At 33.1% G+C, this 16384-nt stretch carries 13 protein-coding genes; 1 reads left to right on the top strand and 12 read right to left on the bottom strand.

Annotation, left to right across the window (positions count from 1 at the left end; translation table 11 throughout):
- Window positions 1-56: 56 nt before the first annotated feature.
- The 11 genes from PW52_RS13260 to uvrA form a co-directional block, all read right to left on the bottom strand.
- A complete protein-coding gene (locus PW52_RS13260) occupies window positions 57-914 on the bottom strand; it encodes a phosphatase PAP2 family protein (protein WP_044633451.1) in 858 nt (285 codons plus the stop codon).
- A 6-nt stretch (window positions 915-920) separates the two neighbouring features.
- Window positions 921-3347 (bottom strand): phenylalanine--tRNA ligase subunit beta, encoded by a 2427-nt coding sequence (pheT, locus tag PW52_RS13255; RefSeq protein ID WP_044633450.1) that lies wholly within the window; start codon window positions 3345-3347, stop codon window positions 921-923.
- A 192-nt stretch (window positions 3348-3539) separates the two neighbouring features.
- Window positions 3540-4175 carry an NAD(P)H-dependent oxidoreductase gene (locus tag PW52_RS13250; protein ID WP_044633449.1) on the bottom strand — a complete coding sequence of 212 codons (636 nt, stop codon included), beginning with the start codon at window positions 4173-4175 and terminating at the stop codon, window positions 3540-3542.
- A gap of 15 nt (window positions 4176-4190) precedes the next feature.
- Complete coding sequence (locus PW52_RS13245) at window positions 4191-4616, bottom strand: organic hydroperoxide resistance protein (RefSeq protein ID WP_044633448.1); 426 nt, start codon at window positions 4614-4616, stop codon at window positions 4191-4193.
- Window positions 4613-5038, bottom strand: coding sequence for a MarR family winged helix-turn-helix transcriptional regulator (locus tag PW52_RS13240; RefSeq protein ID WP_044633447.1), 426 nt, complete (start codon window positions 5036-5038; stop codon window positions 4613-4615). Before PW52_RS13240 ends, PW52_RS13245 begins: the two co-directional genes overlap by 4 nt.
- 93 nt (window positions 5039-5131) lie before the next feature.
- Window positions 5132-5602 (bottom strand): hypothetical protein, encoded by a 471-nt coding sequence (locus PW52_RS13235; protein WP_044633446.1) that lies wholly within the window; start codon window positions 5600-5602, stop codon window positions 5132-5134.
- Window positions 5603-5866 carry a DUF202 domain-containing protein gene (locus tag PW52_RS13230; protein WP_044633476.1) on the bottom strand — a complete coding sequence of 88 codons (264 nt, stop codon included), beginning with the start codon at window positions 5864-5866 and terminating at the stop codon, window positions 5603-5605.
- A 74-nt stretch (window positions 5867-5940) separates the two neighbouring features.
- The gene (locus PW52_RS13225) at window positions 5941-8352 is read right to left on the bottom strand and encodes an alpha-ketoacid dehydrogenase subunit alpha/beta (RefSeq protein ID WP_044633445.1); all 2412 of its coding nucleotides are present in this window, start codon (window positions 8350-8352) and stop codon (window positions 5941-5943) included.
- 165 nt (window positions 8353-8517) lie between these two features.
- Window positions 8518-11268 carry a gluzincin family metallopeptidase gene (locus tag PW52_RS13220; protein ID WP_240475186.1) on the bottom strand — a complete coding sequence of 917 codons (2751 nt, stop codon included), beginning with the start codon at window positions 11266-11268 and terminating at the stop codon, window positions 8518-8520.
- A 171-nt stretch (window positions 11269-11439) separates the two neighbouring features.
- Window positions 11440-12129 (bottom strand): LOG family protein, encoded by a 690-nt coding sequence (locus PW52_RS13215; RefSeq protein WP_044633443.1) that lies wholly within the window; start codon window positions 12127-12129, stop codon window positions 11440-11442.
- Between the two features lie 56 nt (window positions 12130-12185).
- Window positions 12186-15017: an excinuclease ABC subunit UvrA gene (uvrA, locus tag PW52_RS13210; protein WP_044633442.1), complete on the bottom strand. Its 2832-nt coding sequence runs from the start codon at window positions 15015-15017 to the stop codon at window positions 12186-12188.
- Between the two features lie 97 nt (window positions 15018-15114).
- On the opposite strand from uvrA, the gene PW52_RS13205 reads away from it, so the two are divergent.
- Window positions 15115-15639, top strand: coding sequence for a hypothetical protein (locus PW52_RS13205; RefSeq protein ID WP_044633475.1), 525 nt, complete (start codon window positions 15115-15117; stop codon window positions 15637-15639).
- 4 nt (window positions 15640-15643) lie between these two features.
- Here PW52_RS13205 and PW52_RS13200 read toward each other — a convergent pair whose 3' ends face one another.
- A complete protein-coding gene (locus PW52_RS13200; RefSeq protein ID WP_044633441.1) occupies window positions 15644-16366 on the bottom strand; it encodes a hypothetical protein in 723 nt (240 codons plus the stop codon).
- Window positions 16367-16384 lie beyond the last annotated feature (18 nt).

Below are 16384 nucleotides of genomic sequence, written 5' to 3'. Positions count from 1 at the left end.
TTAAGCAAAAAATCCTGATTTTTATAACAAAAAATAAGGATTAACATTTTTTTTTATTAGAAAGTTCCTACTAAGCCAATTTTATTACCACTAAAAGTAACATTCCAACTTATGTTTTTTGGTTTTTGATGATGTAAATTATAGGCATTATTTCGCTTTAAAAACGCGTCAATGCTGTCTACTACAATAATACTTACTACTGCACTAAAAGCAATATCTGTTAGCCAATGGGCATTATCAATTAATCTAGAAATAGGAGGAATTGCGCCTATGGTATATATTCCAGATTTTACCCACGGATTTTTAAATTGTTTAGCAATAGCATGAGCCATAGTGATAGATAAAACAGTATGTCCAGAAGGAAAAGAGTGTTGTCCACCTTCACTTGAAAATAGCTTGAAGTTATATGGTCCTAAATCTGTACCTGGTCGTGCTCTACCAAAGGCATTTTTTGCCAATGATTGTAAAAAACCAGTTGTAACCGACGACGAAATAATTAAAACACTAGTATATCGTATTTTTTCGTTTTTTGTTAATAGTCCAAATCCGTATAAGCCAGCATTGGCCATAAAGTAATTTTGTGGGCTACCAAAATACCAACCAAAATCTCGAACTACACTAGGAAAGTCTGATACTTGCCTCTGTGCAAATTCATTTACGCTTTCATCTGCTAAAGATAAAGCAGCGGTTCCAGCAACTAAGGCACCAAGCTTAGCAAAATCGTTACCTTTCCAAGTTACCGGTTTTGTAAACGCATGTTTAACACCATGCCACGTAGTATTAACGTCGTATTTAAATAAATTCCAAACCGAAGATGAATCTTGGTCTATTTCATAAAGTTTATTTTGTGCATATAAGTAGTTTGATAAAAAAACAAAACAAACGGTAATAATAAAGGGAAAATGTTTTTTCATGTAAAACTATCTAAGTTCTGCACCTAATTGGTTTTCAAAGTTTTGCTGAAGCTTATGCATTATTTTATCTATTTGCTTATCGGTTAAAGTTTTATTTTCATCTTGTAAAGTAAAACTAATAGCATAACTTTTTTTACCAGCTGGTAAATTTTTACCTTGGTAAACATCAAATAAATTGACATTTTTTAGAAGCTGTTTCTCAGTTTTCTTCGCTATATTATAAATAGACTCGAAGGTTACGTTGTCATCTAATAATAATGCGAAATCACGCTTTACTTCTGGGAATTTAGTAATTGATTTAAATGTGATTTTATTATGTTTTACAAATTCTAAAATAGTATCCCAATTAAAATCAGCATAAACAACATCTTGAGAAATATCGAAGTGTTTTAAAATAGATTTTTTAACCAAGCCAAAGTCTACAAATGTATTTTTACCTAAACCAAGACTCAAGCCTTCACTAAAAATATCATTTTTATTAGCCGATTCGTTAAATCTATTTATACCTAAACGCGATAAAATAGTGGCAATAGTACCTTTTAAGAAAAAGAATTCACTTTTTCTGTTTGATGATAACCAACTTTCATAAGATTGATTACCTGTAGCAAAAAGGGCTAAGTGTTTAATTTCTTCACGTTTACCGTTATAGCTATGATATGTTTTGCCAAATTCAAATAGTTTTAAATCAGCTCGTTTTCTGTTAATATTAAAAGCAACAGATTCTAATCCAGAAAATAGCATAGATTGACGCATTACCGATAAATCACTACTTAATGGATTAAGCATAGTCACATTGTGTTCTTCTTTTAATTGATCGACCAGATTAACATAACCGGGAGAGGTTAAAGAATTACACATAATTTCAAAAAAGCCTTTAGATGCTAATTGTGAGCCAACAATATTTTGAATTTTATAATCTTCGAACTTAGAAGTACTCGCAATAGAAGCATTTAATTTCTTTGTAATACCTACATTATTATAGCCGTAAACTCGTAAAATTTCTTCAATAATATCTGCTTCACGCTGTACATCGTTACGGTAGGCTGGAACTGTTAATCCCAAACCAGCTTCGGTAACGTTATTTACTTTGATTTCTAATGAGGATAAGATGTGTTTTATGGTTTCTTCAGGAATGGCTTCTCCAATAAGTTTTTTAGCATTTTCAAAGCTTAAACGTACCTCAAAATCTTTTATTTTTTTTGGATAAAAATCCAATACATCGCTTGTAATTTCGCCACCTGCTAATTCTTTAATTAAAAGGGCTGCACGTTTTAAAACATACTGTGTTGTGTTAGGGTCAATTCCGCGCTCAAATCTAAATGAAGCATCTGTGTTTAAACCATGTCGTTTAGCTGTTTTACGAATACTAACAGGATTAAAATAAGCACTTTCTAAAAATATATTGGTTGTCGTTTCTGAAACACCAGAGTTTAATCCGCCAAAAACACCGGCAATACAAAGAGGTTTTTCGGCATCACAAATCATCAAATCATCTTCATGAAGTTCACGTTCTACACCATCTAATGTTGTAAATTTAGTTCCACTAGGTAGAGTTTTAACCTCAATTTTATTACCAGAAATTTTTGAAGCATCAAATGCATGTAGTGGCTGTCCTAATTCATGTAAAACATAATTTGTAGCATCTACAACATTGTTAATTGGGCTTAAACCAATGGCTTTTAAACGGTGTTGTAACCAGGTAGGAGATTCTTTTACTTTTATACCAGAAAGCGTTACACCGCAGTATCTTGGCGCTAATTCTTTATCAATAACATCAATGTCAATTTTTAAAATACGGCTATCAACATGAAAGGCACTTATTGAAGGTGTAATTAATTCTAAATTAATGTCTTTTTGTAGTAAACCAGCTTTTAAATCACGAGCTGTTCCCCAATGGCTCATAGCATCGGCTCGGTTAGGAGTTAGCCCAATTTCAAATACTTGGTCGTTTTCAATTTCAAATAATTCTGCAGCAGGAGTTCCAGGAATTAAATCGTCGCTTAAAACCATAATACCATCGTGCGATTTGCCTAAACCTAGTTCGTCTTCGGCGCAAATCATTCCAAAACTTTCTTCGCCTCTAATTTTACCTTTTTTAATGGTCCAAGCTTCGCCTTCTTCGGTATATAAGGTGGTTCCAATAGTGGCTACCGGAACTTTTTGTCCAGCAGCAACGTTTGGAGCGCCGCAAACAATTTGTACAGGCGCATCTGCACCAATGTTTACTGTTGTTACTTTTAATTTATCAGCATTTGGATGTTTTTCACAAGTAAGTACTTCGCCAATTACAACGCCTTCTAGTCCGCCTTTTACAGATTGATAAGCATTTATACCTTCAACTTCAAGTCCTAAATCTGTAAGTAATTCTCCTGTTTGTTCTGTAGTCCAATCAATTTTTAAAAATTGTTTTAACCAATTATACGAGATCTTCATAAAATCATTTCCTATTTTGAGCGTGTAAAGATAAAATATTGCTGCAAGCATTCAAACAATGCATTTAAATTGTTTAAGTATAATTTTTATGTAATTATAAATTAAATGTGAGATATTATCCTTACGATTATAAAAAACAAAAACCAGCTAAACTAAATTAACTGGTTTATTGATTTAAATTTTAAATTGAATTTACTTGTATTCTATAACAAAGTTTTCTTTTGGTGTTCTTACTTTCTTCATTGAAGCAATCCAGTCGTTTTCGTTATCAGCATAACCAACATACATTAACGACACACTTTTAAGTCCTAATTTATCTAGATTTAGAACATCATCAACAACAGCATTACTAAATCCTTCTGCAGGAGTTGTATCAACCTTTAATTCGGCAGCTTGGGCTAAGGCTAAGCCTAACGATATGTAGGTTTGTCTTGCAATGTGCGCAAAGTTTTCGCTAGCGGGTTGGTTTAAATAAATGGCCTTTAATTTATCGGTATAACTACTAAAACGGCCGCGAGGTAAACCGCGTTCGTCTGTTGTAAAGTTGTAAACATGATCTATGCGTTCTTCGGTATATCTATCCCAAGCGGCGAAAACAATAACATGAGAGCAATCTCGCATACATTCGGGGTTTAATGCACCTTCAGCAAGCTTTTCTTTTACCTTTGGGTTAGAAACAACTAATACTTGAAATGGTTGTAAACCAGACGATGAAGGTGCTAAACGGGCAGCTTCAACTATTTTGTCTATATGTTCTTGACTTACTTTTTTTTCTGGATTATACGCTTTTACGGCATGTCTCCAGTTTAAATTTTCTATTAAGTTCATTTTACTATTAATTTTTTAACTATTATTTGTTACTGTTAATTTTACATCGATATTACCTCTTGTTGCGTTAGAATAAGGACAAACTTGATGTGCTTTTTCGGCTAAATCCTGAGCTTCTTCTAAAGAAACATCCGGTACATTTATCGATAGTTCTGCCTCTAAACCAAAACCACCCTCGTTTAATTTTCCAATACTAATGTTTGCAGTTACGGTTGTAGTTCCTGATTTTACGTTGTTTTGGTTAATAACTAAATTAAGTGCGCTATCAAAACAAGCGGCGTAGCCTGCGGCAAATAACATTTCGGGGTTTGCATAATCGTTGCTGCTACCTCCTAATGCTTTTGGATGTTTTACTTCGATATCTAGAATACCATTTTCACTTTTTACATGTCCGTTTCTCCCTCCGGTGGCTGTTGCACCTATGGTATATATTGTTTTCATTTTTTACTGTTTAAAATTTTAATTACTAATTCTTTTAATGTCGTTAAGTCTTCCACCGAAACATTCATGGCTTCCATCATCTGTTCAGGAATACATTGGGCCTCGTTTTTTAATTGAGCGCCTTTAGTTGTTAAACTGATATTAACTACACGTTCGTCTGTAACACTTCGTGTTCTGGTAACAAGTTCTTTTTGTTGTAAACGTTTTAATAATGGGGTTAGAGTGCCACTATCTAAGTTTAATGTTTTACCAATAGTATTTACAGTTCGCGTTTCGTTTTCCCATAAAACTAACATCACTAAATATTGAGGATAGGTTAGGTTTAATGCATTTAACAATGGTTTGTAAAGCGCTATAATATCTTTAGCTAAAAGATAAATAGGGAAACATATTTGCTCGTTTATGTTTAACTTATCGTTCATGGTACAAAAATATAACACAATTAAATTGTGCGCAATTTAATTGTGTTATATTTTTGTGAATAGATGTTAAGTTTGAGACGTTATTTTAACAAACTAAAGTTCTTCGAGAAGGCTGTGAAAATCGTATTGTAAATCTGGATGAAGTGTTTCAATACGTTTTTTAGCTTGGAGTAATTGGCGGTTGTATAAGTTTTGAAGCTGAGTACTTCGTGAAATACTTGGTTTAAATTGTTTTAATTTTTTACAGAAATAGATAAGTAATTCGGCTTCTGTAGCTTTATTTTGTGAATAACGAATGTACTTTTTTATGTTTTTTAAAATTTTACGAACGCTTTTTTTTATGTAAAAAATATTTTTGGTGTTAATGATTTCGAATTCACCGTCCATATAATTTTTGACACTTTCAATGTATTGGTCTTCGTTGTGCGACTCAAAAAGTAAATAGGTAAGGAGCTCTTTATTTTCTATTTTAAAACGTGAAAGTCGTAAGCATAAATCTTGTAATTCTTTAGTAGATAGCTCATTAAGTTCTGTTTTAATTTCTTTTACACTAGCTGCCTTCATTTATACCTGATAATGTTTTTTAATGGTACGTTTTACGGCAAACAAACGAACTAAACCAATTATTAAAATGATTGGTGAGGTTAAAAGTAAAATAATACCGAAGGGTTTTAATTCGGCAAAAAATTCTAGTTTTAATACTGTAATTCCTGTTCCTAAAAATACAATAAAGGTTCTAAAGTATGCTAAAAATGTACGTTCATTGGCGAGTTTGGTACGCTCAATGGCCAACCAATCTCGGGTAATTAAAGGAGAATCGTCTTTCATAAATTTCATTTTTTATAAATATAAAAAACCATCGGCAAATGCGATGGTTATATGTTTTATTATCTCATGCTATATTAACGTAATTTTGGATAATTATTAGGGTTAGACTCATGCATTATGTTATAAATAGCCTCAAAAATATCTTCGGCAGAAGGTTTCGAGAAATAATCACCATCATTTCCATATGCAGGACGATGTTCTTTAGCGCTCAAGGTTTTTGGTGCACTATCTAAAAATTGATATGCGTTTTGAACATTTAATACTTCATTTAAAATATAAGCCGATGCACCTCCAGGAACGTCTTCATCAACAATTATTAATCGGTTTGTTTTTTCAACACTTTTAACAATGTCATGATTAAGATCGAATGGAAATAAAGATTGCACATCAATAATTTCAATATTAATACCTACTGCTATCAATTCTTTTGCTACTTGTTCTACAATACGAAGTGTAGAACCATAAGAAACTACGGTAATGTCTTTTCCTTCTCGAACGGTTTCAACAACACCAATTGGCGTTTTTAAGGCTCCTAAATTGTTTGGCATTTTTTCTTTTAAGCGATATCCATTTAAACATTCTATAATAATTGCTGGGTCGTTTCCTTGCATTAGCGTGTTATAAAAACCAGCAGCTTTAGTCATGTTTCGTGGAACTAAAACATTTACCCCACGTGTTAAATGCAAAATTCCACCCATAGGAGAACCTGAATGCCATATACCTTCTAATCTATGACCTCTTGTTCTTATAATTAATGGAGCCTTTTGCTTTCCAACCGTACGGTAGTGCGTTGTTGCTAAATCGTCGCTTATTATTTGAATAGCGTAAAGAATATAGTCTAAATATTGAATTTCGGCGATTGGTCTTAAACCACGTAGCGACATACCAATTCCTTGTCCAATTATTGTGGCTTCACGAATACCTGCATCGGCAATTCGAAGTTCACCGTATTTTTCTTGTAATCCTTCTAAACCTTGATTAACATCACCTATATTTCCAGAATCTTCACCAAAAACCAGAGCTTCTGGAATGTTACTAAAAATGGCATCGAAATTATCACGTAAAATAATACGACCGTCAACTAATTCAGCATCTTCGTTGTATGTTGGTTTTATTTCTTTAATGCGGCTATTAGCACGTTCTGTTTCAGAAAAAAGATGAGAACTAAATTTTGGTTGTACATTTTCAAAAATTTGATTAATCCACAGCTGAAGCTTCGTTTTTTCATCGAAAGTTTCATTTAAAACATAGCGCAATGCTTTTCTTCCATGTGATAAAATATCTTTTCTTGTTGGCTCATCAATAGCTTCAAGGCTGTTTTTGAGTTTGCCAATAAATACCCCGTTTGTACTTTTAGTTTCAATAGATTTTAAAATTGAAATAAGTTCAATACGTTCTTTAGCAATAGGTTGTAGAAACGTATTCCATGTATTTTTTTTTGCTTCTCTTACTTCACGCTTTGCATTGCGTTCTATTTTAACCAGGTCTTCTTCGGTGGCGATACCACTTTCAATAATCCATTCACGCATTTTTAGGATACAATCGTGTTCTTTTTCCCAGGTTAATCTCTCTGGGCTTTTGTAGCGTTCATGAGATCCAGATGTAGAGTGACCTTGCGGTTGCGTTAGCTCTGTAACGTGTATAATTACAGGTACATGTTCTTCGCGTGCTATAGCACCAGCCTCTTGGTATGTCTCTACCAAATTTGCATAATCCCATCCTTTTACACGGAAAATTTCGTAGCCTTTATGATTTTTGTCACGTTGAAATCCTTTTAAAATTTCAGAAATATTTTCTTTTGTAGTTTGATGTTTTGCATGAACTGAAATACCATATTCGTCGTCCCAAATACTGATAACCATGGGTACTTGTAAAACACCAGCAGCATTAACCGTTTCAAAAAACAAGCCTTCGCTGGTACTAGCGTTACCAATGGTTCCCCAAGCTACCTCGTTTCCATTATTAGAAAATTTAGATTTATTTATACCATCAACATTTCTAAAAATTTTTGAGGCTTGTGCTAATCCTAATAAACGTGGCATTTGTGCTGCTGTAGGCGAAATATCTGCGCTAGAATTGTATTGTTTTGTTAAATTTTTCCAATTGCCATTATCGTCTAAACTATGAGTGACAAAATGGCCGCCCATTTGGCGACCTGCCGACATTGGTTCATTTTTAATATCGGTATCGGCGTACAAGCCTGCAAAAAAGTGTTCTTTAGTAAATTCTCCAATAGCCATCATGAATGTTTGATCACGGTAATAGCCAGAGCGCCAATCTCCTTTTTGAAAAGCTTTAGCCATTGCTAATTGAGGCACTTCTTTTCCATCGCCAAAAATTCCAAATTTAGCTTTTCCAGTAAGCACCTCTCTACGACCAAGTAAACTACATTCTCGACTCTCTACAGCAATTTTGTAGTCTGCAAGAACTTCTATTTTAAAATCGTCGAAAGAAATATTGTTTTGTAAATCGGGTATGGTTTGCATGCGGTATATGCTTTTTTGGTTTTGCAAAAATAGTGAAAACAGAACTATTTTACAATTAAAACTTAATCTGATATTTTATAAATATCATAAAAAATTGAGTAATTATGAGTTTTTGTTGAATAATATTTAACAAAATTTAAATTTGATGAATATTTTTCAATTTCATTAGAACCAACGACGTCTAAATAGACCGAGTAGTGCTTGAGGTGCTAATGTGATTTTGAAGCGTATTTTTTCGGCATAATGGGCATGACTTACTTCCCAGCCTAAGTTGGAGTAAATAGGGAAGTATATTTCGAAATAATCGGTTACTAGGTTAACTCGAATTCCAGAATCGTACACAAACTTTGAAGTATTGTATTTGCTTTTAACTAAGCCAACATCTCCATATGCTAAAATATAATTCCAAAGTGTAGTACTTGTATTAAGTGTGGTTATCCATTGGTTGGCAAATGGTGTGTTGAGTTTCGATTTAAAACCACCTTCGGCATCGATGTATTGTTGACTAAATAAACCAGATTGTTCCGAGCGACCTAAATAGGAATAATCGAATAAATAATCGGTTGGACGATCGAGTGCAAAACTAAAATAGATTGATGCTAAATCGGTATTGTTTTTTAAAAATGTACCTGCAAAAAAGCGAATATTTAATTGCCTATTGCTTTCAAAAAGTTTTCTGTATTCGTAGTTAAATGAAAGCTTGCTGAATTTTGCCCCTAATTGAAAATCGGCGTACCAGCGGTTGTAGTTAATTAAATTATCATTGGAATGTGTAAATCGGGCATTAAAAACACTATAATTTGGCTCTTCTGATGATTGTAAATTAGTATCAACTTTATCCCGATGAATATCAATATATCTAAATTGGAGCAACTTGCGTTTATTCGATCTGAAATCGTCGTCTTCTCTAAAACCAAAGGCAACCGATGGCGTTATTTTGCGTACAAATAAATCTTCGGCATAAGAGGTGTAACTACTACCAACACCATAATTTATGTAATATAAGTTGCTATTTTGTAAATAATGTGTTTTTGAAAGCGATAGAGAGCCTGTTAAAGATTTCGATTTAAATGCATATTGAGGCTGAATTTTGTAATTGAATAGTTTGCGTAAAACCGTTTTATTATAAGCTTTTAAACCTAATGTGAAGCCGTCGTAAATATTGTCGAATTCTACAATGGGCATAAAAAATACCTGACTGTAATACGGGTCTTCTACATCTTGAAACAGCCTAAATTGTAAGGGTTTGTTACTTAATCCTTTTAAAGATTTCCAGTTGTCGCGAACGTTAACTTCTGGAATTTTGTTATTATAATTTAAAACCAGTTTATTGGTTTCATTTCTCGGAATAGTTAATGTTTTTACATCACTAATGTTTTCAACCCATATTTTTGAAACAATGGTGTCGTTTTTAATGCTGTAGAGCGAAACGGGCATACTATTATTTCGCTTGTTTTTTATACTAACCGTAATTGAATCTTCCGTTTTGGTTACCTTTTTTATTTTAAAATCTATCTTTTTTCTAGTGGTTAAATAATCACTGAAAAACCAATCTATATTTTTATTAGTCTGTGATTTAATAAAATACTCGAATTCACTTGAAGATGTTGGCTTAAGCTTTTTATTTTTTATAAATTCTTCAATGCTATTTTCAACTATATTACTATTTACAAAGTCGTCGAGATATTTTAAACCTAAGCCCGCCTTATATTTGTTAGCAATATTGCTGTTAAATTTTAACAGTGAGTCTTTTTGCATGCTTAATGGTTGGTCTCGGTTGGTTCGTGCCATAAGCATAAAAGCAATATTATACTTATCATTAAAATGCATATCGGCAGCATGAAAAGTACGAATGCCCCAAATATCTGCAAAATTGCCTAAAAATTTCATGTTGGGGTAATGCTCTTCAACATAAGTTATTAAATAGTAGGTTTGAATACCGTCTAGCAACCACTGTTCTTTTCGAGGGTTTATTAGTAAAGTATTTTCTAAATAATTACGAATAGCAACTTTAAGAAGTTTTATTTCGTACTCAAAACTGTTTGGATAAGCACGTAAAAAATTAGGCAGAAAATTTAACCCGTAAAGCGGATCTTTATTGTAGTCTGTTTCAGAAATTAAAAGTCGTTTGTGTGGATAATTTCCAAATTTTTTAGTTAAATATTTTTTTATTTTTTCTGTAATTAACACCTTTTCAATCACTTCCAAATTCTTATCAGGAAGATTTGAAACCAAAGCTAAATCACCATCTTGTATAGTATTAAATGTTGATTTTTTAGAAAGAAATAGACTTGAATTAATCCGATTTTTTCCTTCCAAAATTATGGTTTGCCCGTCGGTTGTTTCTTCAATTTTGTTTGTATCTAATTCTGAAATTAAAGTATAACCTTTAGGAATTTGAAGGATAAAATTTAAATCAGCCTTAGGTATAAATAAATCATTTAAGTTTTTGTTGCTGTAATATTGCCAATCGGTATTATAAACGGCTGGTGTAATATACCAGTATTTTAAATTGTAATCACCTCCATTAGTAACACCATAACTTGTGAATTTAGCATGTGGCACTTGTACTAGGTAATCTAATTTAAGGGTATAAGCTTCATTGGGTTTTAGAGGCTTATTAAGTGCCACTTTTACAATGTCTGGCTGGTTTTTTAGCTCAGAAAAAAATACATCTGTATTATGTTGCCTGATTGATGTTATCACAGAATATCCACGATCTTCGTTTTTTGCTAAATGAAAATCGTTTTTATACTCTTCGGCAATGCGTTTAGCTAACGGGGTTTTTTTAGATGAAAAACTGTTAGCCCAATTACTTAAATAAATCGTATCTAACACGGTTTTAGATGTGTTAAAATACGTAATGGTTTGCGAAATTTTAATTTGTTTTTCTTGTAAGTTGAAACTAGCCGTCAAATCGATTTTATTTTGGCTGTACGCCGAAAAATATAACGACAAGAGAATAAAAGAAATAAATAGGCGAATTTTCAACTTATAAAAACTATTAAAAGTGAATACATTATTTAAGGCATTGCAATATAGCAAAATTAGGATGCTGTTTTGTTTTGTTTATAGAGTATTAAATGATTAAAAATTTGGGCTTAAACCAGATTCTTTGTAAAAATTATCTAAAATAGTAATAACTTCATCTTCGGTGTCTACTAAATGAATTAAATCAAGATCTTTTTCACTTATGTTTCCGAAGCTATCTAAAAGTGTTTTTTTAATCCAGTCCATAAGACCTTCCCAAAATTCGGTGCCCACTAAAATAATAGGGAATTTCCCGATTTTATGAGTTTGAATAAGCGTGATGGCTTCAAAAAGTTCATCTAACGTACCAAAACCTCCAGGCATTACTACAAAACCTTGTGAGTATTTTACAAACATTACTTTACGTACAAAAAAGTAATCAAAATCTAAATTTTTATCAGAATCTATATAAGGATTATCATGTTGCTCGAAAGGTAAATCAATATTTAATCCAACCGATGTACCACCACCTAAATGAGCGCCTTTGTTACCCGCTTCCATAATTCCAGGTCCGCCACCAGTAATAACGCCATAGCCTGCTTCAACAATTTTTGTAGCTACTTTTTCTGCTAATTTATAATATTTATGGTCAGGTTTTGTCCGTGCGGAACCAAAAATAGAAACACATGGCCCTATTTTACTTAATTTTTCGTAACCATTTACAAATTCGCCCATTATTTTAAAAATGGCCCAAGAATCGTTTGTTTTTATTTCGTTCCAACCTTTATGGTGTTGTTCTTTTCTCATAATATATTTTTGATCTATCGTTTAATTTAACAATAGTATTTTTTAATAGTTTTAGTTTAATTTAATTCTTTCTTTAAAAATTTTGCGGTGTAACTTTTAGGGTGTTTTGCAACTTTTTCTGGTGTACCCTCAACAATAACTTGTCCGCCGCCTTTACCACCTTCGTAGCCAATATCTATAATATGGTCAACGGTTTTTATAACATCTAAATTGTGTTCAATAATTAAGACCGTATTTCCTTTGTCTGCTAATTTATTTAAAACTTGCATAAGTACCCTAATATCTTCAAAATGTAATCCGGTAGTGGGTTCATCTAAAATATAAAATGTATTACCTGTATCGCGTTTAGATAGTTCGGTAGCTAATTTAATACGTTGGGCTTCACCGCCAGAAAGTGTTGTGCTTTGTTGTCCTAAAGTAATATAGCCTAAACCAACATCCTTTATAGTTTTTAGTTTTTTATATATTTTAGGAATATGCTCAAAAAAATCGACCGCTTCATTTATCGTCATGTTTAAAACATCGCTAATGTTTTTTCCTTTATAGCGAATTTCTAAAGTTTCACGATTAAAGCGTTTACCTTGGCAAGTTTCGCATTCTACATAAACATCTGGTAAAAAATTCATTTCTATAACGCGTAAACCACCACCTTGGCAAGTTTCGCAACGTCCACCTTTTACATTAAAGCTAAAACGACCAGGTTTGTAACCACGAATCATAGCTTCTGGTGTTTTGGCAAATAAGCTGCGAATTTCGTTAAATGTACCGGTGTAAGTTGCTGGGTTACTTCGTGGTGTGCGCCCAATTGGCGATTGGTTAATATCTATAACTTTATCTATATGCTCTAAACCTTTAATGCTTTTGTAAGGCATTGGCTTTTTTACACCGTTAAAATAATAAGCGTTTAAAATAGGGTAGAGTGTTTCGTTAATTAAGGTCGATTTTCCGCTGCCAGAAACACCAGTAACTCCAATCATTTTTCCTAATGGGAATTTAACCGAGATATTTTTTAAGTTATTACCAGTACAGCCTTTAAGTTCTAGAAAATTACCATTGCCATCGCGACGTTTTTTAGGAATCTCAATTTCTAACGAGCCATTTAAATAATCGGCAGTTAGCGTGTGGTGTGTTTTAAGTTCGTCGGGTGTGCCTAAACTAATAATTTCACCACCATGTTTTCCTGCTTTTGGGCCAATATCTATAACAAAATCGGCACGTTCAATCATGTCTTTATCATGTTCAACTACAATTACCGAGTTTCCTATATCGCGCAATGAAACTAATGAGTTAATTAGTTTTTCGTTATCTCGCTGGTGTAAACCAATACTTGGTTCGTCTAAAATATATAAAACCCCAACTAATTGCGATCCTATTTGGGTTGCTAAACGAATGCGTTGCGCTTCGCCACCAGAAAGCGATTTAGAGCTGCGGTTTAGTGATAAGTAATTAAGACCAACATCGAGTAAAAACTGTAAACGAGCTTTAATTTCTTTTACAACTTCTTCTGCGATTTTTAGTTGTTTTTTTGAGAGGTGCTTGTCTAAATCGTTAAACCAATCAGCTAAATCAACAATATCGGTATTTGCTAATTCGGCTATGTTTTTGCCGTTAAGTTTAAAATAAAGCGATTCTTTTTTTAATCGAGAACCTTCGCAAACTGGACATTTAACTTTGTCCATATAATCTTTTGCCCATCGTTTAAGCGAGGTCGATTCGGCGGTTTTATATTGGTTTTCAATAAAATTAGCAACGCCTTCAAAATCTATATTATAATTTCTGGTAACACCTAAAGTTTTACTTTCTATTGAAAATTTTTCATTTCCACCATATAAAATCATTTGCTTAGCTTCCTCTGGAATATCTTTATAAGCATCGGTTAATTTAAAATCGAAACGCTGTGCAATGGTTTCGAACTGTTTAAAAATCCAACTCTTTTTTTCGGGACCATGAGGTGCTAAAGCGCCATTATTAATTGATAAGGATGGGTCTGGAATTATTTTTTGTTCGTTAACTTGGTATAAATCTCCAATACCGTTACAATGGCTACATGCGCCTTTTGGAGAGTTAAACGAAAAGTTATTAGGTTCGGGATTAGGATACGAAATCCCAGAAGATGGGCACATTAAACTTCTACTAAAATAACGTGCTTCCTGGGTATCTTGGTCGATTACTAAAAGCACATCGTCGCCATGATACATCGCGGTGTTTATAGTTTCGCTAAGGCGTTTATCGTTATCTACATGCTCGTCAACCTTTAAACGGTCTATTACAATTTCAATGTCGTGCGTTTTGTAACGGTCGAGTTTCATGCCTTTTACAATGTCGCGTATTTCGCCATCGGTGCGCACTTTTACAAATCCTTGTTTTGCAATTTGCTCGAATAATTCGCGATAATGGCCTTTTCTAGACCGAACCACTGGAGCTAAAATATTAATGCGTTTACCATTAAAATCTTTAATAATAAGCTCTTTAATTTGCTCGTCACTATAACTTATCATTTTTTCGCCTGTGTTGTAACTGTAAGCATCACTGGCACGGGCAAAAAGTAAACGTAAAAAATCGTAAATCTCGGTAATGGTACCAACAGTAGAGCGTGGCGACTTACTTGTTGTTTTTTGTTCTATGGCGATAACAGGCGAAAGCCCATCAATTTTATCTACATCTGGCCGTTCTAAACCACCTAAAAATTGTCTGGCGTAAGCCGAAAAGGTTTCAATGTAACGACGTTGTCCTTCTGCATAAATCGTATCGAAAGCTAAGGATGATTTCCCACTTCCCGATAAACCTGTAATTACCACAAGTTTTTCACGCGGAATAGATACATCAATATTTTTAAGATTGTGTACACGTGCTCCTTTTACTTCAATAAAATCTTCGAAATGACTCATAAATTACAAAACGGCTAATTTACAATTTTAGTTGTTAATTTCTTGTGAAGTTTATAATGGGATTTATTATACTTGTAAACAACTAAAAAAAGTAAAAATGAAATTATTAGGAATTGGTTCAAGAATAAATCATGCCGAATATGGTAAAGGTGTAGTTACAAATGTAACCGCTCAACATTACTGGGTAACTTTTATTGAAAACGGGTTAGAAACCATTGATTTAGATAGCGATTTTGATATTATTGAAGCTTCGCACGATGAAGTTGATACCGTTAGTTTATATGATGTTGAATCGAGTTTAGTTGAAATTTTGAAGAAGTGGAGCGACGCTAGCGAAATTGTGCCTATTGCAGATAAGTATAAAGGCGGTACATTAGTTTTAAAGCCAGCCGACGATAATTTAAAACCATACGAAATACCTATTGATAAGTTTTTTCATAAAATTATTATGGTTAGAGACCGTTTAAGAGTTATGGAGCAACGTGTAAATGCGAGTGATTTAGATGAGCAACAAAAAGTAGATTTACAGCAATATATTACTAGAATTTACGGTAGTTTAACTAGTTTTAATATACTTTTTAAATCGGATAGCCACAAATTTGTAGGGCAAAAAAGTAAATAGGTTTTTAATTAAAAGCACGAATATTGTCTAACTCTAGGCCTAGAACTAATAACTTGTGGAAGGTTGGCAATTCTGCGCCTGTTTCGGTTGTTTTCCAATGGGTCCAAGAAGCTTCTAAACCTTTAATTGGTAATATTGAAGCCCAAATTTTAAAGGCTTTTGGTTTACCGTTTTCATCAAAAATCCATAAATAAGAATCTCTTGGAGTGCTGCCACCAGAAGTATAAGAAACTAACAAGGCATCGCCGTTAGTATCGGTTTTTACTAAACGCCGCTCAACCCCAGTATCAAAGACTTTAAATGGTGCTACTAGCCAAAAAGAATCATTATTAAAAAGCATAGTCGCTTTTTTAATTAATTTGGCTGCATTGTCGCCAGTTTGTGGTAAATTATTTGTGAATGCACGACTTTTGGAAAGGTTATTAAAGTTTAAAATTACTTTGTTATTTCCCCAAAACACATCGCAAATATTATTTTTTTTATGCCAATTATAATGATGACGTTTTTTAAAAGTCCATTCAATATAATCGGTATTGGTATAGGCGTCGTAATTTAAGGTTTCCAGCATTTTTGTAGCCAAAGCATCGGCTTGTTCTCCTTGTTTGCCAGACGGTAAGTCTTCGTTATACTTAAAGAATAAAAAACCAAAAAACAACAAACTAGGCAAGGTTAAAAATACGATTACCCCGACTACGATTTTAAAAGTTTTTTTTGCTTTTTTAGACATTAATTAATTTAATCTGCT

Origin of the sequence: Neotamlana sedimentorum, assembly GCF_000943565.1 — a bacterium.
GTDB classification, from domain to species: domain Bacteria; phylum Bacteroidota; class Bacteroidia; order Flavobacteriales; family Flavobacteriaceae; genus Neotamlana; species Neotamlana sedimentorum.
This window is presented reverse-complemented; position numbering and strand designations above follow the sequence as displayed.

Coding starts and splice junctions, on each gene's coding strand:
- PW52_RS13225 (WP_044633445.1), bottom strand. CDS start 8,352: ATGCAAACCATACCCGATTTACAAAACAATATTTCTTTCGACGATTTT.
- PW52_RS13260 (WP_044633451.1), bottom strand. CDS start 914: ATGAAAAAACATTTTCCCTTTATTATTACCGTTTGTTTTGTTTTTTTA.
- pheT (WP_044633450.1), bottom strand. CDS start 3,347: ATGAAGATCTCGTATAATTGGTTAAAACAATTTTTAAAAATTGATTGG.
- PW52_RS13230 (WP_044633476.1), bottom strand. CDS start 5,866: ATGAAAGACGATTCTCCTTTAATTACCCGAGATTGGTTGGCCATTGAG.
- PW52_RS13245 (WP_044633448.1), bottom strand. CDS start 4,616: ATGAAAACAATATATACCATAGGTGCAACAGCCACCGGAGGGAGAAAC.
- PW52_RS13200 (WP_044633441.1), bottom strand. CDS start 16,366: ATGTCTAAAAAAGCAAAAAAAACTTTTAAAATCGTAGTCGGGGTAATC.
- uvrA (WP_044633442.1), bottom strand. CDS start 15,017: ATGAGTCATTTCGAAGATTTTATTGAAGTAAAAGGAGCACGTGTACAC.
- PW52_RS13250 (WP_044633449.1), bottom strand. CDS start 4,175: ATGAACTTAATAGAAAATTTAAACTGGAGACATGCCGTAAAAGCGTAT.
- PW52_RS13235 (WP_044633446.1), bottom strand. CDS start 5,602: ATGAAGGCAGCTAGTGTAAAAGAAATTAAAACAGAACTTAATGAGCTA.
- PW52_RS13215 (WP_044633443.1), bottom strand. CDS start 12,129: ATGAGAAAAGAACAACACCATAAAGGTTGGAACGAAATAAAAACAAAC.
- PW52_RS13205 (WP_044633475.1), top strand. CDS start 15,115: ATGAAATTATTAGGAATTGGTTCAAGAATAAATCATGCCGAATATGGT.
- PW52_RS13240 (WP_044633447.1), bottom strand. CDS start 5,038: ATGAACGATAAGTTAAACATAAACGAGCAAATATGTTTCCCTATTTAT.